The sequence below is a fragment of the Natronococcus sp. genome (genome assembly GCF_047921035.1).
GTDB lineage: Archaea > Halobacteriota > Halobacteria > Halobacteriales > Natrialbaceae > Natronococcus.
Window position 1 is genome coordinate 42,750 of record NZ_JBLRWX010000001.1, and the last position, 22,483, is coordinate 65,232.

Genomic DNA, 22,483 nt, shown 5'->3' on the forward strand with positions numbered 1-22,483 from the left:
GATTCCTGTAACGATTTACCGGCGCAACCGCCGCCCGGGTCGCGGTTGCGCCGGAAATGACGTACAGTAAACCGTATGATACGGTTGCGGCACCGATTCCCGGCGCAACCGCAGGACGGTCGTGGCTGCGTCGGAACCGACGTATACAGTAGTCCGTGCGACGGTCAGTCGGCGGGCTGGGCTGACTCCGAGCGCCCCGTCGTGGGAATCCCCAGGCCAGTCGTCGCCATCGCGAACAGGACGAGCGGCGACAGCAGCCCGAACAGGTAGTACGGCGCGTACTCGAGGGTCGGAACGCCGGTCGCACCGGCCATGAAGACGCCGCCGGCGTGCCACGGGATCAGGGCGCCGGTCGGCGTCCCGGCGGCCTCGATCGCCCGCGAGAGTTCGTCGCTGTCGAGGTCGAACTCCTCGTAGAGATTGCGGAGGGTCACGCCGGGCAGGACGATGCTCATGTACTGCTGGGCGGTGAGCCCGTTGATCAGGATCGCGGAGAGGCCGGTTCCGGCGATCAGGCTGCCGGAACTCGTGACGCCCTGCGAGAGTCGGTGGGCCAGCACCGCCAGGACGCCGGTCTTCTCGAGCAAGCCGCCCAGCGCGAGCGCAGCGACGACGACCGTGATCGTCCAGGCTGAGCCAGTGAGGCCGCCGGTCTCGAGCAGGCCGTCGACGAGTTCCGAGCCGGTTTCCGGAGCGGTCCCGCCCATGAAGACCTCCCAGGCGGGAACGAACCCGGCACCCTGGACGAGGATCGACGTGACGACGCCGGCGACCGTGCCGACGACGAGAGTCGGCAGCGCCGGGAAGCCGTACAGCGCGAGCCCGAAGGTCACGATCAGCGGAAGGAAGACCAGCGGCGAGATCGCGTAGGTGTCGACGAGGGCGGTCTGGATCTCGACGATCTGGCCTTCGGGAACCGCGCCGCCAGCGCGGAGGCCCAGGCCGGCGAACGCGAGGACGGCGATCCCGAACGCGATCGCGGTTCCGGTCCGCATGCGGTAGATGTGGTCGTACAGCGGCGTGTTGGTCACGCCGGCCGCGAGGTTGGTCGTATCCGACAGCGGCGACTGCTTGTCGCCCGCGTAGGCGCCCGAGATGACCGCGCCGACGGTCATCGGGGCGGGGACCCCGAGTCCGGAGCCGATCCCGACGAACGCGACGCCGAGGGTGCCGACGGTGGTCCAGGAGGAGCCGATGGCGAACGCGACGACGGCCGCGAGGGCGGCCGCAACGGGGAGAAACACCGTCGGCGTCAGCAACTCGAGGCCGTAGTACATCATCGCCGGAATCGTCCCGGCGTCGACCCAGGTCGCGATCAGCGCGTAGATCGTGAAGATGATCAGGATCGCCTGCAGTCCCATCAGGAGTCCGTTGGCGATCCCGTCGTAGAGGTCGTCCCAGGAGTAACCGAGGTAGTAGCCGAAGGCGCCGACGAAGACGATGCTCCACAGCAGCGGCGCGTGGGGATCCAGTCCCAGCAGCGCCGACCCGATTCCGAGGAAGGCGACGACCGCGAACACCGGTACGAGGGCGAGTCGAGCGGAGGGCCGTCGATCCGGATCGAGGTCGTCGATCGTCGTCGGTGTGAAGTCGCGTGGCATCGGCCGCGTTATGCTCTCCGGGAATAAAAGCAGACCGAAGCATTACTGTAAAGCATGCGATCAGCTATCGGATCACACAGTCTCAACGCGCGACTCGAGGGGGTGGTACCACGCGGAAAACGAGCGAGCGATCGGAGTTCCGGCAGCCGTCACTCCCGGCCGTCCGACTCGTCGCCGGAGTCGTCGGTGTCGCCGTCCTCGAGGGCAGCCAGCCGTCGCTCCGCGTCGTGTCGGATGTACCCCGAGACGACCGCGAGGACGACGACGACGAAGGCGGGGACCCCGACGAGAAGAGCGAGAACCGCCAGGATCGGGAGGAGCTCGAGACCGAGCAGCGAGAGCCACATAGTTCCTCCACGTCCGGTGTCGGTTTAGAAGGGACGGTTCCGGAATCCGGTCGGGGGCCGGGCGCACCGATCAGCCGTCGGTGCTCGAGAAGGCGCTCAGGTTCGACTGGAGTCCCGCGGCGAGTTCGGACTTGCGTCGGAGCCGAGCCGCGGAGATCGGTAGCTGCGGGGCGAGGCCGGCGATCGCATCGTGGAACGTCTCGGCCTCGCCGTACTCGCCGGCGAGGGCTTCCCGATCCTCGAGGGCCAGGTCACTGGCCTCCCCCGGAACGCCGTCGAAGGCGTTGCGGACGCTCTCCCGGACCTGCCAGACGCCGACCGGTGCCCAGTAGTCGTCGCTGACCTCCCGGAGGACGAGACACTTCGCCTGGCGACCGATCGACTCGAGATACTCGAGGACGCCCAGCCGGGCGGCGTAGTAGGCGCCCGCGGTCTCCTCGACGTAGCTCGTCCGCCCCTCGTACCCCTCGCTGGCGCTCTGGAGCCAGACCTCGTCGTCGGGGTTGGGGTTCCAGATGCTGCCCGGGGCCTTCATCTCGACGAGTTCGAACTCCCAGCTTCCGGGAGCGAGGACGATCCAGTATCGGTTCCCCATGTACTCGTTGACCCGGACCTGCACCTCGTCGACGCTCGGCTCGTTCCGGATGCGACCGCGCAGGAACTGTCCGACCGTGTCGTCGACGGCCGTGATCGACCACCGGGTCGGGACGAGCCGGCGCTGGTCGCGCTCGCCGAGGGCGCCCGCCGAGAGGATCGAGTTGATCTCGTAGACGTCGAACCCACGCCGGTAGAGGTAGGTCATCGCGCCCTGGGCCTGCCAGTCGTCGTCCTCGAGGGTCTTCTTGATCGGGCGCGGAACGTGGGGGTTCTCCCGCAGTTCGGCGTTTCGAGCGTTCGCTCGGGGACCCCGCGGGGTCGCGACGTCCGTTCCCGGCTCGAGGCCGAGATCCGGTTTGTCGTCGAGACCGATCTCGAGGTCGACGGGCCGATCCGCGATGGCGACCTCGCGTTGCACGCCGACGAACCCGTCCCAGCTGTCGTGGACGGTCGGCGCCAGCCGACTGGCGATGCTCGGGGAGTCGACGGTCGCGCGCTTGTTGGAGTTCAGCAGGCCGGTCCGGCGCTGGAGCACGTCGTCGATGCCGTACCCCTGTCGGTACCACTCGCCGTCGGTGACGTACTCCTCGGCCGCAGCCTCGTCCCCGACCGGCGAGAGCACCCCGATCGGGATGTCGGGGTAGTTCGACCGCCCGACGAAGATCGAGGGCGCGGTCGACCCCACGAGCGTATCGCCCGACAGCGCCCGCTCGAAGTTGCGCTCGAACTCCTCGAGGTGGTCGGTGATCGCGTAGGATTTCTCCTTCGCGAGCCGCCGCCGCTCGGCCTCCTCGTCGGGCTCTAAGCTCTCGATGTAGTCGTCGAGGCGCATTCGACGAGGGTTGGAGCTACACGAATTTGAATGTTGAGTTCGACGGGCCCACTTTCGGCGGAAGCGGGCGATTCACTCCCGCTGTGCGGAGGTTCCGCCGACGAGTTCGACCTCGCAAGGGTTAAAAACGACGGGCAAAAAGGGAGGGGTATGAGTACGACGGACGGGCAGGACAGACGCTCCTGTGTCTCCTGTGGAATCAACATCGCGGGCACGAACGCCGCCGCGTTCAAGTGTCCCGACTGCGGCACGCGCGTCTTCCGCTGTGCCAAATGTCGCAAGCAGAGCAACCTCTACGAGTGTCCCGACTGCGGATTCACCGGACCATAACAATGGGAAAAGTCGCTGCCAAAATCAAGGTCATGCCGGACAGCCCCGAGATCGACCTGGACGCGCTCCAGGAGCGCCTCGAGAGCGCCCTCCCCGAGGGCGCCAAGATCAACGGTGTCGAGCGCGAGGACGTCGCGTTCGGCCTCATCGCCCTCTACCCGACCGTCATCGTCCCCGACGGCTCGGGCGGCACGGAGGCCGTCGAGGAGAACTTCTCGGACGTCGAGGGCGTCGAGAGCGTCGGCGTCGAGAACGTCGGCCGCATCTAATCGGGCTCGAGCGAGAGTCGTTTTTCGACCGCAAACCCGGGAGCGGCCGCGCTCGCGAATCGGCAAGATCGACGGGTCTCCGAACGCTTACTTCATCCCTCGAGAAACCCCTCCGGCGTGAACGTTCTGTCGGACCCGACGAAACGCCGGTGGCTCGCGTGGGCCGCGCTGGCGACCGTCTTCCTGCTGGTCAACCTCCACCGGCTCTCGACGGCCGTCATCTCCGAGGAGCTGACGGTCGACTTCGAGACGACCGCGGCCCAGCTGGGAACCCTCCACGCCTCGTTCTTTCTCATCTACGCGGCCATCCAGATTCCCACGGGTGTCCTCGCCGACCGGCTCGGCCCCCGCTACGTCGGCTCGGTCGGCGGCGTCGTCCTGAGCCTGGGCGCGGTCGGCTTCGCCCTGAGCGATAGTTACTTCGCGGCGTTCGCCTCGCGGGCGCTCATCGGGCTCGGCAGCGGCGTCATCTTCGTCTCGATCCTTCGTTTCTGTGCCAACTGGTACCGCCCGGACGAGTTCGCGACGATGGCCGGACTCACGGGGAGTATCGCCGGCCTCGGCGCGATCCTCGCGACGACACCGCTGGCCGTCACCGTCGGCCAGTTCGGCTGGCGGTCGACGATCCTCTCGCTCGGGGTCGTCGGCATCGTCGCGGCTGGCGCCGTCTTCGTCTTCGCCCGCCAGTCTCCCGCCGCGGCGGGGCTCGAGCCGATCGAGGGCGTCCCCGAACAGCCCGACATCACGCTCGCGGAGCTGGGCGACCATCTGCGGACGCTCGCGCGGGATCTCGACCAGTGGCTGCTGTCGATCGTCTTTTTCGCCGGCAACGGGGCGATGCTAACCCTCGTCGGGATGTGGGGCGTCCCCTACATCGTCGTCGTCTACGAACTCGACGTGACGACGGCCTCCTACTTCACCCTGCTCGCGTCGGTCGGCGTGTTGCTCGGCCCGACGACGATCGGCTGGTTCTCGGATCGGATCGAGCAACGGCTGCTGCCGATGACCGTCGGAATCGGGCTGTTCGCGGTCGCGCTCGCGGCCGTCCCCGTCTTCGGTCGACCGCCGCTGGCGGTCGTCGCCGTCTCCTATCTGGCCTGCGGGTTCCTCTTCGGCGCCGCGATGCTGTCGCTGTCGGTCGTCAAGGAACGATACCCCCCGAGCGCGAGCGGAATCGCGACCGCGACCGTCAACACGGCGGGGTTCGTCGGCGGCACGATCCTGCCGACGGCGATGGGGATCGCGCTCGACGCCTACCAGACCGGCGAGACCGTCGAGGGCACCGTCGCCTACACCGAGTTCGGCTACCGGATCGCCTTCGGCATTCTCGCGGTCACGGTGGCCGTCGGCTTCTGCTGTGCCTGCTGGTTGCTGGTGCGGGAACGGTCCCGGTCGGGGTGAGCGCAACCGAGCGCGACGGCCGATCGCTCAATCGATCGTCCGCTTCGAGTCGGGATCGACCGCCGTGAGGTACTGCTCGAGCAGGGCCGGGAACTCCCGCCCGCGGATGTACCGCAGCCCGAAGTCCTCCGTCCAGTCGATGATCCCCCGGTCCTCGGTGACGACGCCGGCCTCGAGTTCGCGGGCGAGGATCAGCAGGTCGAAGTCCTCGCGAGAATCGAGCACGCCGGTGCGCATCGCGTTGCGGTACTTTTCGCGCAGTTCGGAGATCACCGCGTCGACCTCGGTCTTGTGCTCGTGGTCCTCGAGGAGTTCGTCGGCGCTGTCCTCGGCGCGACGAACCGCCTTCTCGGAGACCCGCAGTCCGCGGTCGACCCGACCGCTCATCTCGGCGACGAAGCTGTAGACGACGTTTGCTGGAATCGAGACGGCGTAGCGGTCTGGGTGTTTGCGGATCACCCAGGTGTTGAGCTTCGAGTAGACCTCCTCGCTCACGTCGCGGGCCTCGAGCATCGTCGTCAGCTCGTCGTGGATCGTCGGCGGGACGTAACAGGAGATGCCGAGGTTGAGGCGGGCGTTCGCGATCAGCTCGAGCAGCCGGAGCACTGCGTCCTCGAGCGACTCGCCGTCGCGGCGGATCTCCTCGGTGAGAAACAGTGACGTGTCGAGGACGAACCGCTGCTTGAACGCGTCGACGGACATGAACGGGGGTACGTCCTCGAGGGAGAAATAGCTGGGTTCGCAGCCGGATCAGGGTTCGTCGGCGTTCGGACCCCGCGCACCGAGGTCGGCCTCCGAGATCATCTCCGCGCTGGTTGAGGAAAGGTCGACGGTGACGTCCTCGTGGACGGCCTTGCTGATCTCGTCGACGTTGCCCGCGAGGACGGTCATGATGTCCTGAGGGTCGACGTAGATGAGCATGTTCCCGTCGGGCCCCTCGGTGACGAGCTGAAGGTCGTTGAGTACGATCTGGTCGTCCTGGATCGTCGCCGAGACGACCGGTAGCGACTCGGGTTTTCCCGGGTCCGTCTCAGTGACCTTCCGGATGACGACCTCCTCGAGGTCGATGACGTCCTTGTGCTCGCGGATCCGCTCCGCGCAGGCGACCATGTCGTTGATAACCTCGGTGCGCCGTTCGTTGCCGTGGTCGCCCTCGAGACAGTGCTGGCAGACGCGGAGTTCGATTCGCATGGCCGCGAGTTGTCGCCCCGTGCCGATGAGAATTCCGCTTCGAGCCCCTCGCCCGGAACGCCAGCCGTACCTCTCGAGCGCCCCGGCAGTTATCCCCCTCGGTGTGGTAGCCGTTCGTGATGGGTGACACCGAGTACCACAGGGAGCTCGGGATCGGCGACTCCGCGTTCGAGGGCCTCGAGGATCATCTCGAGGACCGCAGCTACGAGGGTTGGGAGTACCGCCACGTCCCGGACTACCGCCGCGGGGTCGAGCGGGGGACCGTCCTGATCGACGGCGAGGTCGTCCGCGGGTTCCCGAAGGTTCCTCGTACCCTCGTCCTCGAGACCGGGATTCCGACCCAGTTCGAGGATCGAGTCGTCGTCGAGGAGAAGCTCAACGGCTACAACGTCCGCGTCGTTCGCCTCGAGGGCGAGCGCCTGGCGTTTACCCGCAGCGGGATGGTCTGTCCCTTTACTACGCGGATCCTCGAGCGCCTGGTCGACCTCGAAGCGCTGTTCGACGACCATCCCGAGGCGATGGTCTGTGGCGAGATAATCGGCCCGGAGAACCCCTATACCGCTCACGACTACCCCGACGTCGACTCGCTCGCGTTCCGGGCGTTCGACTGGCGGGATCGACAGTCCGGCGAGCCCCTCCCCGTCGGAGAGCGCCGCGAGCGCTACGATCGGTACGACGTCCCCCAGACCCGGCTGTTCGGCAGCTACGACGTCGAGGAGGCCGCGGGCGACGTTCTTGGGATCGTCGAGGAACTCGAGGCCGAGAGCCGGGAGGGCGTCGTGTTACGCTCGCCCGACGCGACGACGCTGCTGAAGTACACGACGTCGGCCTCGACCCGGAGCGACCTCGCGTACGCGTTCTCGCTGCCGTTCGACTACGGACAGCCGTTCATGTTCCGGCGGCTGCTGCGAGAGGGGTTCCGGACGATCGAGGTGGACGAGGGTGACGAGGACGCCCGCGAGCGCGCCCGCGAACTCGGGGAGGCGATCCTGCTGTCGATGCGCGAGGCCATCGAAACAGTCGACAACGGGGGTTCGGTCGGCGAGCACCACACCGTCCGCGCCAGCCACGAGACCGTCGAGGTCCTGCTCGAGCACCTCCGCGATCAGGGGCTGACCCTCGAGATCGAGAGCGATCGCCGGGAGGACGGCGACCGAGTCCTCACCTTCTGTAAACGAGTGCAGTCGAGCAACGACAGGATCGAAAACTACCTCGAGGGTCACGTCGTCCAGGAGTGATCGTCACTCCCGAAGGGCGGCGTGGATCTCCGCGATCCGCTCGTCGTCGGCCGCGGCGTGACCGCCGTGGAAGCAGACGACCTGTTCGACCTCGAGGTCGGCGAGCCGGCCGACCGACGCCGTCGCCCGTTCCATATCGGGCGTGAATTCCGGTTTCGGGCCGGAGAGCGGTTCGTCGCCGTCCGCGACGAGCGCGTCGCCCGCCAGCAGCAGGTCGTGGTCGGGGAAGTAGAGGGAGACGTGGCCCGGCGCGTGTCCGGGGGTCTCGACGAGCTCCATCGGGCCGGCGACGGTGGGCACGCGGGCGCCACCGACGAGCTCGAGGTCGACCCCGACCGGGCGGTAGTCGTCGCCGTCGCCCTTGATCGGGTCCCGCTCGCCGCGGACGTACGGCGCCTCTTCGGGGTGGGTCGCGACGACCGCATCGGTGTGCTCGAGCAGCTCCGCGAGCCCGCCGACGTGGTCGCCGTCGTGGTGGGTGACGAGGACGAGCCAGACGTCCTCGAGTTCGAACCCCAGCCCGCGGAGGTGAGTTCGGAGCCCGTCGACCGCCCCCGGTGGACCGACGTCGATCAGGACCAGCCCGCGGTCGGTCTCGACGGCCGTCGGGATGACCGTCAGCTCGCGCCCGCCGTAGTCGACGGTGATCGGCAGGAGGGAGACGCCGGGATCCTCGTCTGTCATAACTCGCGGTTCGGCGAGACGATAGGAAAGCGTTGCGTCCGCCGAGACGTCTCGCGGAGCGAGACGGAGGTCCGCTCGAGGAGCGGCGACGTAAGCACCGGCCGAGCGGAGCGAGGGTGGCCCGCAGCGAGCCGCAGCCCTCGAGCGGACCAGGGGCTTTCGGGGTGTTCGCTCCGGGAGCAGGTCCTGCTCACACGACCACAGGGGAGCGCCACGCCCTCCCCAGCCGACTCACTCGCTGTGCTCGCTCGTCCCTCGCGCAGCGTCAGTGAGCGGTTCTCGCTGCTGCTCGAACCGCTCACCAGCGCGCGCCACCGCAGAAAAAGTGGGGTAACTTGGCGTGAGGGGTATTTCACCTGTACTAACAGCGACTTCGTGCGACAACGAACGTGTCCTACACCCTACTGCGAGGACAGCGCCGACTCGATCGCCGTCTCGAGGTCGGCGATCAGGTCGTCGGCGTGCTCGATCCCCACCGAGACCCGGACGAGCCCGTCCGTGAGCCCGGCCTCGAGTCGCTCCTCGCGGGGGATGGCGGCGTGGGTCATCGGCGCGGGCTGTTCGATCAGGCTCTCGACGCCGCCCAGGCTCTCCGCGAGGGTGAAGACCTCGGTGTTCGAGACGACCTCGCTCGTCTCCTCGAGGCTCGCGTCGAGTTCGAAGCTCAGCATGCCGCCGAAGTCGTCCATCTGCTCGCGGGCGATCTCGTGGCCGGGATGGGACTCGAGGCCGGGGTAGTAGACCCGATCGACGTCCGGGTGATCGTCGAGCCACTCCGCGATGGCGCGGGCGTTCTCGCAGTGGCGATCCATCCGGACGGGGAGGGTCTTCGTCCCCCGGAGGACGAGGAAGGAGTCGAAGGGACCGGGTGTGGCGCCCACGGCGTTCTGGTAGAAGCCGAACTGCTCGTCCAGTTCCTCGTCGTTCGTCAGCAGAGCGCCCCCGACGACGTCGGAGTGGCCGCCGAGGTACTTCGTCAGCGAGTGCGAGACGATATCGGCGCCCAGCTCCAGCGGCCGCTGGAGGTACGGCGTCGCGAACGTGTTGTCGATCGCACACAGCGCGTCGTGGGCGTGGGCGATCTCGGAAGCGCCCTCGACGTCGACGATCGACATGAGCGGGTTGGTCGGGGTCTCGAGCCACAGCAGTTCCGTGTTCTCCTGGAACGCCGCCTCGATCGCGTCGAGGTCGGTCATGTCGACGAACGAGAACTCGATATCGTAGTCCTCGTACACCTGGGTAAAGATGCGGTGGGTGCCGCCGTAGACGTCGTTGCCCGTCACGACGTGGTCGCCGGACTCGAGCAGGTTGAGCACCGTGTTGATCGAGGCCATTCCGCTGGCGAAGGCCCGGCCGTAGTCGGCGTTCTCGAGTGAGGCGAGGTTTTCCTCGAGGTCCGTCCGAGTGGGGTTGCCGGTCCGGGAGTATTCGTAGCCGCGGTGCTCGCCGGGGGCGTCCTGCTCGTAGGTGGAGTTGGCGTGGATCGGCGTCATCAGCGCGCCGGTGTCCGCGTCGGGTTCCTGCCCGGCGTGGATCGATCGGGTCTCGAACCGGAATTGGTCGTCGTCCATACTCGGACCGACACGGCGAAGGTAGGTTATACTGACGAATACGCCGCGAGCGCCGCGCTCGGACTGGTCGGATTGGCGTTGCTGACGGGACACGCCGTCGGAGAGACCGTCGCGGTCGCCGGGCTGTACGCGGCCGTCGGTCACGGCTGGGTGCTCGCCAGCGTCGTCGCGATCCACCTCGCGTTCCTCGTCGGATCTCTGGGAGGCTATTACGTGACGGGGCTGCTGTCGGCACCGGTCGAGACGATCGTTCTCGCGGGCGTCGGCGGCGTCCTGCTCGTCGCAGGCGCGACCGGGTTCGGCTCGGCGATCCGGCGACGACGACTCGAGGTCCCGCCGAACCCGCGTTCGGAACCGTGACGATCGGCGGGCGCCACCGGGCTCTCGCCGGCCCGACTCGGCTCGAAACCGGCGCGACGGCGGAACGTGCGTTTTATAACCATCACGAAGTAAGAGGGCCGTACGACTATGCCGAACTCTAATGGACCTCGTCAAGGGACCCGGGACAAGCTTTCGAACAATCCGCGAGATCGCGGCGCCTCCCCGCCGCAGCGGGCGATCCAGCAGTACGATGCGGGACAGAAAGTCCACCTGAAGATCGACCCCAGCGTCCAGAACGGGCGCTTCCACCCGCGCTTCGACGGGCTCACCGGCGAAGTCCTCGGGAAACAGGGCAAGGCCTTCAAGGTGCAGATCACCGACGGCGGCAAGGACAAGACCCTGATTGTCACCGCCGCCCACCTCCGCGCGCAAGACCAGGACGAAGTTCAGGTCTGAGAACCGATGACGATCTTCAAAGAGATCGTCGACGAGGAGTACCTGACCGTCTCGGAGACCAAGGAGCTCCTCGCCGACATCGAGACCGAGCGCGCGATGGACGAGGATCGCGAGCTGCGCTACGAGCTCGCGCGAGCGATCGAACACGCAAACCGCTTTGCGGTCCTCGAGCCCGAGGAATCTCGCGAACTCGTCGCGGAGCTGCAGGAACTCGAGTACGTCGACGAGCCGACCGCCTACAAGATCACCGACCTCCTGCCCCGCAACCGGGACGAGCTTCGATCGGTGTACGCCCAGCAGCGCTACTCGCTGTCGGGCGACGAACTCGACGAGATCCTCGACGTCGTCGCGAAGTACGCCTGACGGCGGGCCGATTCTTTAAGTGTAACGTCGCCGTACCCTCGTCCAATGAGCGAAGTCGATAGCGACGAGACGGACGTTCGACGCGCAGTCGTGTTGGACTACCTCGCACACGGGCTCTCCGACGACGGCCGGCCCCAGTACGCGAAGTCGCCCGCGGGGTACGCCCTCGACGTCGAGGACTTCGGGCTCTACCAGGTCGCGTTCGACGAGGAGACCCGACTCACCATCGGCAGCGAGGTCGTCATCGAGCCGGCCGACGAGCGAGACGTCGTCGTCGACTGTCAGTCGGTCGAGTACGAGGAACTCTCCTCGGGAGCCCAGAGCGAACTCGAGTACGTCGTCGAGGACCTCGTCGAGGAGAACGAGGAGCGGTTCGTCGACTTCTACAACGACGCCCAGCCGATCACGCTGCGGCTCCACCAGCTGAACCTCCTGCCGGGGATCGGGAAGAAGCTGCGAAACGGCATCCTCGACGAGCGAAAACGGAAACCGTTCGAGAGCTTCGAGGAACTCTCCGAGCGCGTCTCGGGTCTTCACGACCCCAGCGACATCCTCGTCGAGCGCATCCTCGAGGAGCTTCGCGACGACGACCTGAAGTACCGCACGTTCGTCGGTCGCCAGCAGGACGGGGAGTAGCCGCCGAGCGCCGAGGCGGGCTACCGAACCGTAAACGGAGAGAAAAACGGGTTCCGCCGCGCTGTACCCTCCGTATCCGACATCCCTCATCTTTAAGAGACGACCACGACAATCAGTACCAATGCTCTCGACGATTCTGCTCCCGGTCGGAACGGGTGACAGCGACCGAGTCGACGCCCTCGTCTCACACGTGATCGACGTCGCCGAGCCGGCGGACGCGACGGTCGTGGTCGCACACGTCGTCGGCTCCGACGAGTACGACGACGACGTCCAGAGCTACCCCGACGCCGTCGCCCAGATCGGATTCGACGTCCAGAGCCGGGACCTGCCGGCGGAGAAGGTAGCCCGGGAGACCCAGCCGGTCGGCGAGATCGTCGACCGGCTCGAGGAGGCCGGGATCGACGTCGAAATCAGGGCCTCGGTCGGCAACCGCCAGTCGGAGATCCTCCGGATCGCGGAGGAATCCGGCGCCGACAACATCGTCGTCGGCGGCCGGAAGCGATCGCCGGCGGGGAAGGCGGTGTTCGGCAGCACCGCACAGCAGATCATGCTCAACGCGCCCTGTCCGGTCACCTACGTCCGCGACCAGTCCTGAACCGCGGCTCACTCGCGAGGCGAGCGCAGCCAGAGACGGTGCGTTTACACCGACCGCGCCGCTAGCCCCGCCAATGAGAGACCCAGACGGGCTGATCGCGCGCGCCGGCGTTCGCGGCGATCCCGACCGCGACCAGCACTTCCTCGTCGACGACCGCGTGCTCGATCGCCTGCCGACCTACCTTACCGAGACGGACGCCGAGACGAGTCACCTCCTCGAGATCGGCGGCGGAACGGGGGCGCTGACCGACCGCCTGCTCGCGGTCGCCGACGCGGTGACCGTCGTCGAGCGCGACCGCGACCTCGCCGCCTTCCTCCACGAGGAGTTCGCCGACGAGATCGACGACGGCCGGCTGACTGTGCTCGAGGGCGACGCCCTCGAGGTCGACCTCCCCGAGTTTTCGGCGTCGGTGTCGAACCTCCCATACGGCGTCTCGAGCGAGATCACGTTCCGACTGCTGCCCGAGAAGCGCCCCCTCGTCCTGATGTTCCAGCAGGAGTTCGCCGAACGGATGGTCGCCGATCCCGGGACCAGCGAGTACGGGCGGCTCTCGGTGTCGACCCAACACTACGCCGAGCCGGAACTGGTCGAGTCCATTCCAAAAGAAGCGTTCTCGCCGCCGCCGGCGGTTCGAAGTGCGGTCGTCAGACTCGAGCCCCGCGAGCCCGACTACGAGATCGGCGACGAGGAGTTTTTCCTCCGATTCGTGAAGGCGATGTTTACCCAGCGCCGGAAGACGATCCGGAACGCGATTCGGAACACGGCCCACATTACGAACCTCGGTGCGCCCGACGCGGTCGTCGAGGCGGCCGACGACGAACTGCTCCGGAAACGGGCCGACGCGATGACGCCGACAGAGTTCGCCGAACTGGCGACGCTCGCGCTCGAGGTCGGCGAGCCGACGGACGGCTAATCCAATCGAAACGGCTCGCGCAACGAACTGACCGACGGATACAGGTAGCTGGATCGCCGACTCGCTCGAGAACGGAACGATGACCGAGACGACGGGACTGGACTGGCTGGCCGACGTCTTCCAGGCGACGCCGCTCCGGATCGCGGTGACGCTCGTAGCGATCGGTGCGCTCGTCGCCGTCGTGCTCTCCTTCCAGCGCCTCCAGGAGCGCCTCGAGAGGCGGATGCGGCCGCTGTACAGCGACATCCTCTCGACCGCGGTGCTGGTCGGAACCTTTCTGCTCGCGCTCGCGACGATCGTCGGCGTCTGGGGACAGACCGACCAGCTCCGGTACATCGCCTCGGAGTACGACGTCGGCGGCGACGCCGTCGCTCGTGCGGTTATCACGTTCGTTATCGGCGTCACGGCGCTGATCGTCACCCGAGTCGTCCACCGCCTGATCGACGAGGTGCTGGGCTCGGCGGCGGCCGTGACCGACCACCAGCGCGAGGTCACCCACCGGCTCTCGCAGGTGATCATCCTGTCGGTTTCGGTGATCGTGATCCTCGCGCTCTGGATCGACGACTTAGGCGGATTGCTCGTCGGGGCCGGCTTCCTCGGGATCATCATCGGGATGGCCGCCCAGCAGGTTCTTGGCACCATTCTCGCCGGCTTCGTCCTGATGTTCGCCCGGCCGTTCGAGATCGGCGACTGGATCGAGGTCGAGGGCGACCAGGGGATCGTCACCGACATCTCGATCATCAACACCCGAATTCGGTCGTTCGACGGCGAGTTCATCATGATCCCCAACGACGTGATCGCCAGCGAGGTCGTCACCAACCGCTCGAAACAGGGCCGGCTCAGGGTCGAGGTCGACGTCGGCGTCGACTACGCCGCGGACGTCGAGCGCGCCAGCGAACTCGCACGGGAGACGGTCGGCGACCTCGAGGAGTCGATCGACGCCCCCTCGCCGCAGGTCGTCACGAAGTCGTTCGCCGACTCCGCGATCACCCTCGGCGTTCGGTTCTGGATCGACAAGCCAAGCGCGAGGCGACACGCGGAGGCCCGGACGGCCGCGATCCACGCGATCAAGGCGGCGTTCGAGCGCGAGGGGATCAAGATCCCGTACCCGCAGCGCGAACTCTCGGGACGGGCCGAGACCGGCGGCTTCCGGGTCGCCGACGAGGGCGAACCGGAGACGACGACGCAAACGGACCGAGAGCCGACCGACGACAGACAGCCGACGCCACCACCGGAGGACGAATAATGGACCTACGAGAACGACGCGGACTCGAAACGGACGTGTACCAGCCGGCGGAGGACTCCGAGCTGCTCGCGGAGGCGGTCTGTGAGCGACTGTCGGACGATGGAGGAAGTACCGATCGAGGCGGTGGCTCCGGGCGAACCGTCCTCGAGGTCGGCACGGGCTCGGGGTACGTCGCCGGCCGCATCGCCGCAGAGACCGACGCCCGCGTGATCGCCTCGGACCTGAATCCCCACGCGGTTCGACAGGCACGGGAGAGAGGGCTCGAGGCCGTCCGCGCCGACCTGGTCTCGCCGTTCGTCGACGGCGCGTTCGACGCCGTCGCGTTCAACCCGCCGTACCTGCCGACCGAGCCCGACACCGAGTGGGACGACTGGATGGAACGGGCGCTGTCGGGCGGCGAGGACGGTCGGGCGATCATCGACCCGTTCCTCTCGAGCGTCGACCGCGTGCTCGCTCCGGGCGGCTCCGTCTACCTGCTGGTCAGCAGCCTCACCGACGTCGACGCGGTGGTCGAGCGCGCGGGCGAGGAGGGCTTTAGCGCCGCGGCAGTCGCCGACCACTCCTTCCCCTTCGAGACGCTGACGGTGCTCGAGCTGTTTCGTTGACGGTGCTCGAGCGAGCAGAAAGCACTTGCCCCCACCTCGGCAGGGAGGAACACGATGACTCCCTCGCGACGCGCGTTTCTTTCGGCCGTTGCCCCCGGCAGCGCGCTGTTCGCCGGCTGCTCGCAGTTTACGAGCGGCGACGCCGACGAACCGCCAGAACCCCGCGAACCGCCCGCAGCCGGCGTCGACGGGGAACCCGATCCGAGCAACAGCGTCCACGGCGCCAACGGCTCGTGGTCGAGTTTCGGCTGCAACGCCGCCAACACGCGGGCCGTCGGGGACGGCGAGGCACCCGTCGGCGGCGTCTCCGAACGCTGGCGGGTCGAGGTTGCCGAACTCGGCTTCTACGAACCGATCGTCGCCGACGGGCGCGTCTACGTCGTCGAGAACCGGGGACTACGCGTCTTCGACGTCGGCGACGGAACCGAACTGTGGACGGCCGAGGACGTGTGGAAACCCCCGCTCCTGCTGGAGGGAACCGCCTACGTCTCGACTCACGAAGGAGTCTCCGCCCTCGAGGCCGAGACCGGCGACGAAATCTGGAGCCGAGAGCTGGACGCGCCGGGCAGCGTTACGGCGCCGGCGACGATCAGGGGCCACGGGGTGCTCTGTGGCGTCGGTGAACGGATTCTGGAACTCGACCCCGAGGACGGCTCCGAGCGCTGGCGACGCGACCTCCTGGGTCAGGTCCTCGACCACCCGGCCTACGCGGGTCCTCGCGGTGTCGCCGTCGCGACCGAGGCGGGGATGGTGTACGTCCTGTACGACGGCATCGCGCACGCCCGGTGGGAGCTGCCGGCCCGGCCGAGGGGTTCCCCGACCGCGGACAAGGACGTCGTTTACATCCCGTGTCACGACGGCGAGACGTACGCGCTGTCGGTCGATGACACCGGAAACACCGTCTCAGAGACGGTCTGGTCTGCGGAAACGGGACAGGTCTCGACGGGCCTCGCCGTCACGGATGGCCTCGTCCTCGCCGCCGCCGGAAGCACGCTGCGGGCGATCGACGCCGACTCGGGGACGCAGCGCTGGACGTTCGGCATCGGCGACACGAACCGCACGGCGCCGGTCGTCGGTCGCGAGACGGTGTTCGTCGGCGGCGACCGCCTCTGGGCGCTCGATCCCGCGCCGACCGGCGATCCGAGCGACGGGCCCGCGATTCGGTTCGAACACGAGTTCGACGGCCACGTCGGTCGCGGCCCGGTGCTCGACGACGGCGTCTGCTACGTCGTCGCAGAGGTCGACGACGAATTTTCGCTGCTAGCGCTCGAGTAGCGCCGACTCGAGCACGGCTCGCCGTTCTCAGACCCGTTCGACGACGCCCAGCTGTCGGCCCAGCAGTTCGGAGCCAAAAAAGGCGACGCGGCCGTCAGGCCACTCGAGGGGGTCGCCCAGCGGGTACGCCTCCCGCGCGGCCGCGAGGTCGTCGGTCGCGAGGAGACAGCTACAGGGGCCGTCGGGAAACCGCTCGAGTCGATCGGCGAGCCAGCCCTCGTCGCTCGCGGCGAACGCGACCGGCTGGCCGGGGACCGAGGCGACAGTGCCAAACTCCGGAACCTCCTCGCGAACCGGCGTCGGGAACCGGTAGGCGGTTTCGAACCGCTCGATCGCGTCCTCGAGATACGAGACGGCGAGGACGACCTGGCCGATCCCCGAGAGCGGCCCGCCGGCGACGCTCGGCGAGGGGGCGACCCGGTACGGGAGGGGCGTTCGATCCGCGATGGCGAACGGGAACAGGAGCCGTCGATCGGGTCGGCCGAACTCCGCGCGATCCCACTCGACGAGGGTGCCGTCCTCGCGCTCGCGAGCACCCGGTAGGGGGCCGCGAACCGGAACGCCGCGCTCGAGCAGCCGCGTGCACTCGTCGACGATATCGGGAACCCGGACGCACCACGCCGCTGGCCCCGCGTCGGCGCGGATGTGCCTGGGCCAGAAGTCGTGGTCGCCCTCGTCGCGCTCGGCGATGAGTTCGACGTACGAGCGGTCGTCGAAGCCGAGGACCGACATGTGGGTGACGCCGTTGTCGTGGGCGCCGCCGTAGTCGGGCGCGAGGCCGAGTCGCTCGAACTCCGCGGTGATCGCCTCGAGGTCCGCGAACGCCAAAGGGACGTGATCGACGGTGAGAGCCATACCCGCGATCCGTGCGCCGAGGGCATAACTCCCGCCGCTGGTCCGTGTCGCCGCCGGTCGCGAATCGGTCGAGCCCGAGAGACCTGCAGTAATTACTCCCACGTATCAATCGGTATGGAAAATATTAAGCATCGGCATAGCCTAGCCGCGCTCACGATGACCGAATACGTCTCGACCACGCCGGGGCTGTTTCCGCTCCCGGACTGGGCGAAAGACGACCTCTCGGATCTGAAGGGTCACCAGAAGGGCGACCTCGTCAGCGGCGACGAGGGCGAGGAGATCACCGCGGCCTACGACGAGGCCCGCGAGGAAGTGATCGAGGTACAGCAGGAGGCCGGCCTCGACCGGATCAGCGAGGGCCAGCTTCGCTGGGACGACATGCTCGCCCACCCGCTGGCCGTCCACGACGCCGTCGACACCCAGGGGATCGTCCGCTACTACGACAACAACAACTTCTACCGCGACCCCGTCGTGCAGGGCGACCTCGACTTCTCGGGCGACGTCGCCGAGGAGCTCGAGGCCGCATCGGAGCTTTCGGGCGGCGACGACCTGCAGGCCGTCCTGCCGGGTCCGTACTCCCTGGCCGACCTCGCAACGGACGAGCACTACGGCGACGACGAGGAGTTCCTCGCGGCGGTCGGCGAGTTCCTCGCGGGCGAGGTCGACGCCTTCCCCGACCACGAGACGCTGTTCCTGCTCGAGCCGTCGCTCGTCGAGAACGCCCCCGAAGACGGCGTCGACGAGCGCGCAAGCGAGGCGATCGATCAGGTCGCGAGCGCGACGGACGCCGACGTCGTCGTCCAGCCCTACTGGGGCGCGCTCGAGGAGAAGGTCTACGCCCACCTGCTCGACGCCGACATCGACGCGGTCGGCTTCGACTTCGTCACCGAGCAGGACGACAACGTCTACAACCTCCAGGAGTACGGCGCGACCGACCAGCTCTCGCTCGGCCTGGCCGACGGCCAGAACACCCTCCTCGAGGACGCCGAGGCGATCCGCGACCGCGTCGACTGGGTGTACGACAAGGTCCCAGTCTCGGAGTTCGAGACGGTCTACCTGACGACGAACACGGAGACGTTCTACCTCCCCTACGCGAAGTTCCAGGAGAAACTCGCCGTCCTCGCGGAAGCCGCGGACCTCGCGGAGGTGAAAGCCGCATGACAAACGAGAACAAGGATCAGTTCCGACCCGAGGATCACGAGAACGACCACTTCCTGCTGACGACCGTCGTCGGCTCCTATCCCAAGCCCAAGTGGCTCAACCGCGCGAAGGAACTCCACCAGGACCCCGACCACGGCTTCGACGACGACGACTACCAGGAGGCCCTCGACGACGCCTCCCGGCTCATCACGAACGAACACGAGCGCGCCGGACTCGACGTCGTCGTCGACGGCGAGATGCGGCGCAACGAGATGGTCGAGTTCTTCGCCCACCGGATCGAGGGCTACGAGTTCAACGGCCCCGTCAAGGTCTGGGGACACAATTACTTCGACAAACCCTCCGTCGTGAGCGAGGTCGAGTACACGGATAGCTGGCTCGTCGACGAGTACGAGTTCGTCGCCGAGGCGACCGACCGTCCCGTCAAGGTCCCGATCACGGGACCCTACACGCTGGCGAACTGGTCGTTCAACGAGGCCTACGACGACGACGACGAACTCACCCTGGCGCTCGCGGACCTCGTCAACGAGGAGATCGAGAAGCTCGTCGACGCCGGCGCCCGCTACATCCAGATCGACGAGCCCGCGCTGGCGACGACGCCCGACGACCACGCCATCGTCGGCGAGGCCTTAGAGCACATCGTCGCTGACATCCCCGAGGAGGTCCGCATCGGCCTCCACGTCTGCTACGGCGACTACTCCCGGATCTACCCCGAGATCCTCGAGTTCCCCGTCGACGAGTTCGACCTCGAGCTCGCCAACGGCGACTACGACCAGCTCGACGTGTTCAAGGATCCCGAGTTCACTGCGGATCTCGCACTCGGCGTCACCGACGTCCACGTCGGCGAGGTCGAATCGGTCGAGCAGATCGAGGAGAACATCAAGAAAGGACTCGAGGTCGTCCCGCCCGAACAGCTCGTCGTCTCGCCGGACTGTGGCGTAAAACTCCTCCCGCGCGAGGTCGCCTACGGCAAGATGGCGAACATGGTCGAGGCCGCCCGCAACGTCGAGGCTGCCCTCGACGCGGGCGAGATCGACGTCGAACGCGGCGAGCCGGCGCCCGCGGACGACTGAGACGGACTGCTGCAACGATTTGCCGGCGCAACCACAAGACGGTCACGGTTGCACCACAAATGACGTACAGCGGCCCGTCTGACCGCTCGAACGACGGGCACCGATTTTTCACACTCTCCGGACCGGAGCGTTTCGGCACCTGACGGGTTCCGCTTCCAAGCTCAACCGCTTTTCCGCTGGAGGCTGAACGAAGGGTATGGAGAACCCGCTGTCGACGGACACGCTTCGGGGCCGAACCGGCGAGAGTCGGATCGCCCACTGGCTCCTGCTCGACGCGAACCGGTGGCTGCTCGCGGGACTCCTCTCGGTCGCGACTTTCGCCGCGCTCGTCGGGCTCGGAGCGGTCGCCCTGCCGCTTCGGGAGATGATGGCGAACGGGTCGCCCGTGGACACGGCGTTCCAGGCGCTGATCGCCGCGACCCTCACGGGCGTGACGCTCGTCGTTTCGATCAATCAGCTGGTGCTCTCACAGGAACTCGGTCGGCTGGGCGACCAGCAGGCGTGGATGAACGAGGCGATGGAGTACCGACGCAGCGTCGAGGAGCTGTTCGGAACGGTCGGCCCGCCCGACCCCTCCCAGTTCCTGCAGGCGCTCGTGCAGACGAGCAGCGAACGGGCCGAGGCGCTTCAAGAGGTCGTCGCCGATAACGCCGACGAGACGCTTCGGCGCCGGACCGATCGGCTCGTCGAGAACGTCTGTCGGAACTCCGAGGAGATCGATTCGCAGCTCGAGACCTCCGAGTTCGGCGAGTTCGGCGTCCTGCGATCCGGGTTGAACTACAACTATTCGTGGAAGATCTACGCGGTGCGGCGGCTTCGACACGAGCACGAGGACAGCCTCGACGACGACGAGCTGGAGACCTTCGACGAACTGATCGACGTGCTGCGGCTGTTCGGCCCGGCGCTCGAGCACTTCAAGTCGCTGTACTTCCAGTGGGAACTCGTCCACCTCACGCGGTCGATACTGTACGCCGGGCTACCTGGAGTGGTCGTCGCGACCGCGACGGTGTTGTACCTCGAGCCCGACTCCGTTCCCGGGACGTTCCTCGGCGTCGATAACATGGTGTGGCTCGTCAGCGCCAGTACGACGATCACGCTCGTCCCCTTCTTCCTCCTCGCGGCCTACGTGTTGCGAATCGCGACCATCTCGAAACGAACCGGTTCGCTCGGGCCGTTCATCCTCCGGCAGGCGGAGCGAACGGACGCGATCGACTGGGAAAAGTAGCGCGCCGCGGGGCACGCCGATCGCGTGTGGTGGGACGCGCCTATCCTTAAACAGCGAGAGAATCGCGCCGTTCACGGCGGGCGTGAATCGCGTCACTTGATTTCGCAGCCGCCGCTACTCGGCGGAACTGGATTCCATACGTTCGTCGATGCAGCCTCTCACGAGGCTGGATAGGTTGATGTGGTTTTCGTCGATCCATTCGACTTGATCCTCTCGAATCGTTATCTGCTTCCGTTGCATCACGTCACGCTACAACTCCGCAATGTATAAGTGTGGCTTATGTGTATAGATGGGTATGGCAGAGGAGGTGACGAAAACGCTCGAGGCGACGCTCTCCCCACCGACACAGGGGAAATCGGTGCGTCTCCGGCGCCTTCTCTCCACCTACCGCGAGGCGTTGCACGATGCGTTCGACTCCGGTGCCGATACGATGAACGGCGTCTCCGACGTAGTAACGCCGTTCGACCTACCGTATCAGGCGAAGGCTGCACTGTGCAGCTACGTCCCGAAACTCCGGAAAACGTACAACGCACGCGAGTTAGACGACGAACACCCGATCCGGCTCACGAATCAGGCCGCGAAGTTCGACCGCGACGAATCTCGACACCACGAGATTTGTTGGAACGTGCCGCTTCCGGGCTACGGAACGAACTTCTGGATTCCGCTTCGGATCAACCCCGAACAGGAATCGCTGTGGCACGACCTCCTCGGCGAAGACGCCAAAGCCGGACAGATCCGGCTTCAGCAGAACCGGAGCAGCTGGGTGTTGCACATTGCCGTCACATACTCGGTCGAAGAACCAGAGACGGACGGCGACGAGACGCACATCGGCTTCGATATCGGCGAATCCGCGTTGATTACGGGCTGTGCCCTCAAGCGCAACACGCCGACGAAACCAATGCTCGAAACTGGCAGTCGTGCGCGACACCTCCGTAAAGAGATGTTCACGACCCTGAAGCGCCTTCAGGAACGCGACGCCGCCGAATGGCGTGTGGACGAACGGTTCGACTACTACCAGAACGCGCTGACGGATATCGTTGAGAAGGTTTCTCGGGAAGCCGTTGAGTATGCCGAGTCGTTCGACGATCCAGTAATCGTAATGGAGGATCTATCGTACATCCGGGAGGACTTGGACTACGGCAAGTACATGAACCGGCGCCTCCACGCATGGGCGTTCGCCCGTCTTCAGGGTCGTATCGAGGACAAGGCCACCGAGGCCGGTATTCCGGTCCGGTTCGTGAATCCGCGCTACACGTCCCAAACGTGCCACGAGTGCGGTTACATCGGCCGTCGTGGGTCGCAAGCCGAGTTCAAGTGCACGAACGACGACTGCCACGTAACAGAGTTCCACGCAGATATCAACGCGGCGGCGAACATCGCCGGTAGCGTAGATCCGTGGGGAGAGAGCGTTCCTTGGAAACTGGAACGCAATGACTCGCCACGGAACGGGAGCGCCAGTGACAGCGCCACAGTCCACCGCGAGACGAGCGAGAAATCCTCGCAGATGACGCTCGCGGCCTACTCGGACTGAAACCTACGGCATAGCCGGAATCCCACTGTTGTGGGAAGCCTCGCCGTTTACGGCGAGGAGGATGTCACAGTTTCTTTCCGCTCGAGGTCATAGGGGCGTTCGTCATGACTCGTCGAACGCGGCGGTGGCGTCCTCGTCGGCTCGACAGCGGTGGTACGCGACCGCGGTGG

At 66.8% G+C, this 22,483-nt stretch carries 25 protein-coding genes; 17 read left to right on the forward strand and 8 right to left on the reverse strand.

The window, feature by feature from the left end:
* Positions 1-164: 164 nt before the first annotated feature.
* From nhaC to ACNA7R_RS00255, 3 genes are all read right to left on the reverse strand, one after another.
* On the reverse strand, positions 165-1,601 hold the full coding sequence (nhaC, locus tag ACNA7R_RS00245; RefSeq protein ID WP_416281512.1) for a Na+/H+ antiporter NhaC: 1,437 nt from the start codon (positions 1,599-1,601) through the stop codon (positions 165-167).
* 149 nt (positions 1,602-1,750) lie between these two features.
* Positions 1,751-1,948 (reverse strand): hypothetical protein, encoded by a 198-nt coding sequence (locus ACNA7R_RS00250; protein ID WP_416281513.1) that lies wholly within the window; start codon positions 1,946-1,948, stop codon positions 1,751-1,753.
* 70 nt (positions 1,949-2,018) lie between these two features.
* Entirely contained in the window at positions 2,019-3,377 is a 1,359-nt protein-coding gene (locus tag ACNA7R_RS00255) for a hypothetical protein (protein WP_416281514.1), read from the reverse strand.
* 150 nt (positions 3,378-3,527) lie between these two features.
* Between ACNA7R_RS00255 and ACNA7R_RS00260 the strand changes: the two genes are divergently transcribed.
* From ACNA7R_RS00260 to ACNA7R_RS00270, 3 genes are all read left to right on the forward strand, one after another.
* Positions 3,528-3,707 carry an HVO_2753 family zinc finger protein gene (locus tag ACNA7R_RS00260; RefSeq protein ID WP_005560033.1) on the forward strand — a complete coding sequence of 60 codons (180 nt, stop codon included), beginning with the start codon at positions 3,528-3,530 and terminating at the stop codon, positions 3,705-3,707.
* Between the two features lie 2 nt (positions 3,708-3,709).
* Positions 3,710-3,976 (forward strand): elongation factor 1-beta, encoded by a 267-nt coding sequence (locus ACNA7R_RS00265; RefSeq protein WP_416281515.1) that lies wholly within the window; start codon positions 3,710-3,712, stop codon positions 3,974-3,976.
* 117 nt (positions 3,977-4,093) lie between these two features.
* Complete coding sequence (locus tag ACNA7R_RS00270) at positions 4,094-5,377, forward strand: MFS transporter (protein ID WP_416281516.1); 1,284 nt, start codon at positions 4,094-4,096, stop codon at positions 5,375-5,377.
* 27 nt (positions 5,378-5,404) lie between these two features.
* Here the strand turns inward: ACNA7R_RS00270 and ACNA7R_RS00275 are convergent, their stop codons facing one another.
* Positions 5,405-6,079, reverse strand: a complete 675-nt coding sequence (locus tag ACNA7R_RS00275; protein ID WP_416281517.1) for an RNA ligase partner protein — start codon at positions 6,077-6,079, stop codon at positions 5,405-5,407.
* Positions 6,080-6,127: 48 nt separating this feature from the next.
* Positions 6,128-6,568, reverse strand: a complete 441-nt coding sequence (locus ACNA7R_RS00280) for a hypothetical protein (protein ID WP_416281518.1) — start codon at positions 6,566-6,568, stop codon at positions 6,128-6,130.
* 119 nt (positions 6,569-6,687) lie between these two features.
* On the opposite strand from ACNA7R_RS00280, the gene ACNA7R_RS00285 reads away from it, so the two are divergent.
* The gene (locus ACNA7R_RS00285; RefSeq protein WP_416281519.1) at positions 6,688-7,806 is read left to right on the forward strand and encodes an RNA ligase; all 1,119 of its coding nucleotides are present in this window, start codon (positions 6,688-6,690) and stop codon (positions 7,804-7,806) included.
* Between the two features lie 3 nt (positions 7,807-7,809).
* Here the strand turns inward: ACNA7R_RS00285 and ACNA7R_RS00290 are convergent, their stop codons facing one another.
* Together ACNA7R_RS00290 and ACNA7R_RS00295 are read right to left on the reverse strand one after the other, a co-directional pair.
* Positions 7,810-8,490 (reverse strand): MBL fold metallo-hydrolase, encoded by a 681-nt coding sequence (locus ACNA7R_RS00290; RefSeq protein ID WP_416281520.1) that lies wholly within the window; start codon positions 8,488-8,490, stop codon positions 7,810-7,812.
* Positions 8,491-8,891: 401 nt separating this feature from the next.
* The gene (locus ACNA7R_RS00295) at positions 8,892-10,061 is read right to left on the reverse strand and encodes a cystathionine gamma-synthase (RefSeq protein ID WP_416281521.1); all 1,170 of its coding nucleotides are present in this window, start codon (positions 10,059-10,061) and stop codon (positions 8,892-8,894) included.
* Between the two features lie 78 nt (positions 10,062-10,139).
* Here ACNA7R_RS00295 and ACNA7R_RS00300 point away from each other — a divergent pair, with 78 nt between their 5' ends.
* The 9 genes from ACNA7R_RS00300 (at position 10,140) to ACNA7R_RS00340 (ending at position 16,471) form a co-directional block, all read left to right on the forward strand.
* Positions 10,140-10,421: a hypothetical protein gene (locus tag ACNA7R_RS00300; protein ID WP_416281522.1), complete on the forward strand. Its 282-nt coding sequence runs from the start codon at positions 10,140-10,142 to the stop codon at positions 10,419-10,421.
* 108 nt (positions 10,422-10,529) lie between these two features.
* Complete coding sequence (locus tag ACNA7R_RS00305; RefSeq protein ID WP_416281523.1) at positions 10,530-10,838, forward strand: 50S ribosomal protein L21e; 309 nt, start codon at positions 10,530-10,532, stop codon at positions 10,836-10,838.
* Between the two features lie 6 nt (positions 10,839-10,844).
* Complete coding sequence (locus ACNA7R_RS00310) at positions 10,845-11,201, forward strand: RNA polymerase Rpb4 family protein (RefSeq protein WP_416281524.1); 357 nt, start codon at positions 10,845-10,847, stop codon at positions 11,199-11,201.
* A 45-nt stretch (positions 11,202-11,246) separates the two neighbouring features.
* Entirely contained in the window at positions 11,247-11,837 is a 591-nt protein-coding gene (locus ACNA7R_RS00315; protein WP_416281525.1) for a DUF655 domain-containing protein, read from the forward strand.
* Positions 11,838-11,958: 121 nt separating this feature from the next.
* Positions 11,959-12,432, forward strand: a complete 474-nt coding sequence (locus ACNA7R_RS00320; protein ID WP_416281527.1) for a universal stress protein — start codon at positions 11,959-11,961, stop codon at positions 12,430-12,432.
* A 73-nt stretch (positions 12,433-12,505) separates the two neighbouring features.
* Entirely contained in the window at positions 12,506-13,345 is an 840-nt protein-coding gene (locus tag ACNA7R_RS00325) for a 16S ribosomal RNA methyltransferase A (RefSeq protein ID WP_416281528.1), read from the forward strand.
* Positions 13,346-13,424: 79 nt separating this feature from the next.
* Entirely contained in the window at positions 13,425-14,591 is a 1,167-nt protein-coding gene (locus ACNA7R_RS00330; RefSeq protein WP_416281529.1) for a mechanosensitive ion channel domain-containing protein, read from the forward strand.
* The gene (locus ACNA7R_RS00335) at positions 14,591-15,196 is read left to right on the forward strand and encodes a HemK2/MTQ2 family protein methyltransferase (protein WP_416281530.1); all 606 of its coding nucleotides are present in this window, start codon (positions 14,591-14,593) and stop codon (positions 15,194-15,196) included. Before ACNA7R_RS00330 ends, ACNA7R_RS00335 begins: the two co-directional genes overlap by 1 nt.
* 54 nt (positions 15,197-15,250) lie before the next feature.
* Complete coding sequence (locus ACNA7R_RS00340) at positions 15,251-16,471, forward strand: PQQ-binding-like beta-propeller repeat protein (protein WP_416281531.1); 1,221 nt, start codon at positions 15,251-15,253, stop codon at positions 16,469-16,471.
* A 27-nt stretch (positions 16,472-16,498) separates the two neighbouring features.
* Here the strand turns inward: ACNA7R_RS00340 and ACNA7R_RS00345 are convergent, their stop codons facing one another.
* Positions 16,499-17,326 carry a VOC family protein gene (locus ACNA7R_RS00345; RefSeq protein WP_416281532.1) on the reverse strand — a complete coding sequence of 276 codons (828 nt, stop codon included), beginning with the start codon at positions 17,324-17,326 and terminating at the stop codon, positions 16,499-16,501.
* Between the two features lie 156 nt (positions 17,327-17,482).
* On the opposite strand from ACNA7R_RS00345, the gene ACNA7R_RS00350 reads away from it, so the two are divergent.
* From ACNA7R_RS00350 to ACNA7R_RS00365, 4 genes are all read left to right on the forward strand, one after another.
* Positions 17,483-18,487, forward strand: a complete 1,005-nt coding sequence (locus tag ACNA7R_RS00350; RefSeq protein ID WP_416281533.1) for a 5-methyltetrahydropteroyltriglutamate--homocysteine methyltransferase — start codon at positions 17,483-17,485, stop codon at positions 18,485-18,487.
* Positions 18,484-19,557: a methionine synthase gene (locus ACNA7R_RS00355; protein WP_416281534.1), complete on the forward strand. Its 1,074-nt coding sequence runs from the start codon at positions 18,484-18,486 to the stop codon at positions 19,555-19,557. Before ACNA7R_RS00350 ends, ACNA7R_RS00355 begins: the two co-directional genes overlap by 4 nt.
* 196 nt (positions 19,558-19,753) lie before the next feature.
* Entirely contained in the window at positions 19,754-20,782 is a 1,029-nt protein-coding gene (locus ACNA7R_RS00360) for a hypothetical protein (protein ID WP_416281535.1), read from the forward strand.
* 295 nt (positions 20,783-21,077) lie between these two features.
* Complete coding sequence (locus tag ACNA7R_RS00365) at positions 21,078-22,313, forward strand: RNA-guided endonuclease TnpB family protein (protein WP_416281536.1); 1,236 nt, start codon at positions 21,078-21,080, stop codon at positions 22,311-22,313.
* The last annotated feature ends 170 nt before the right edge of the window (positions 22,314-22,483 follow it).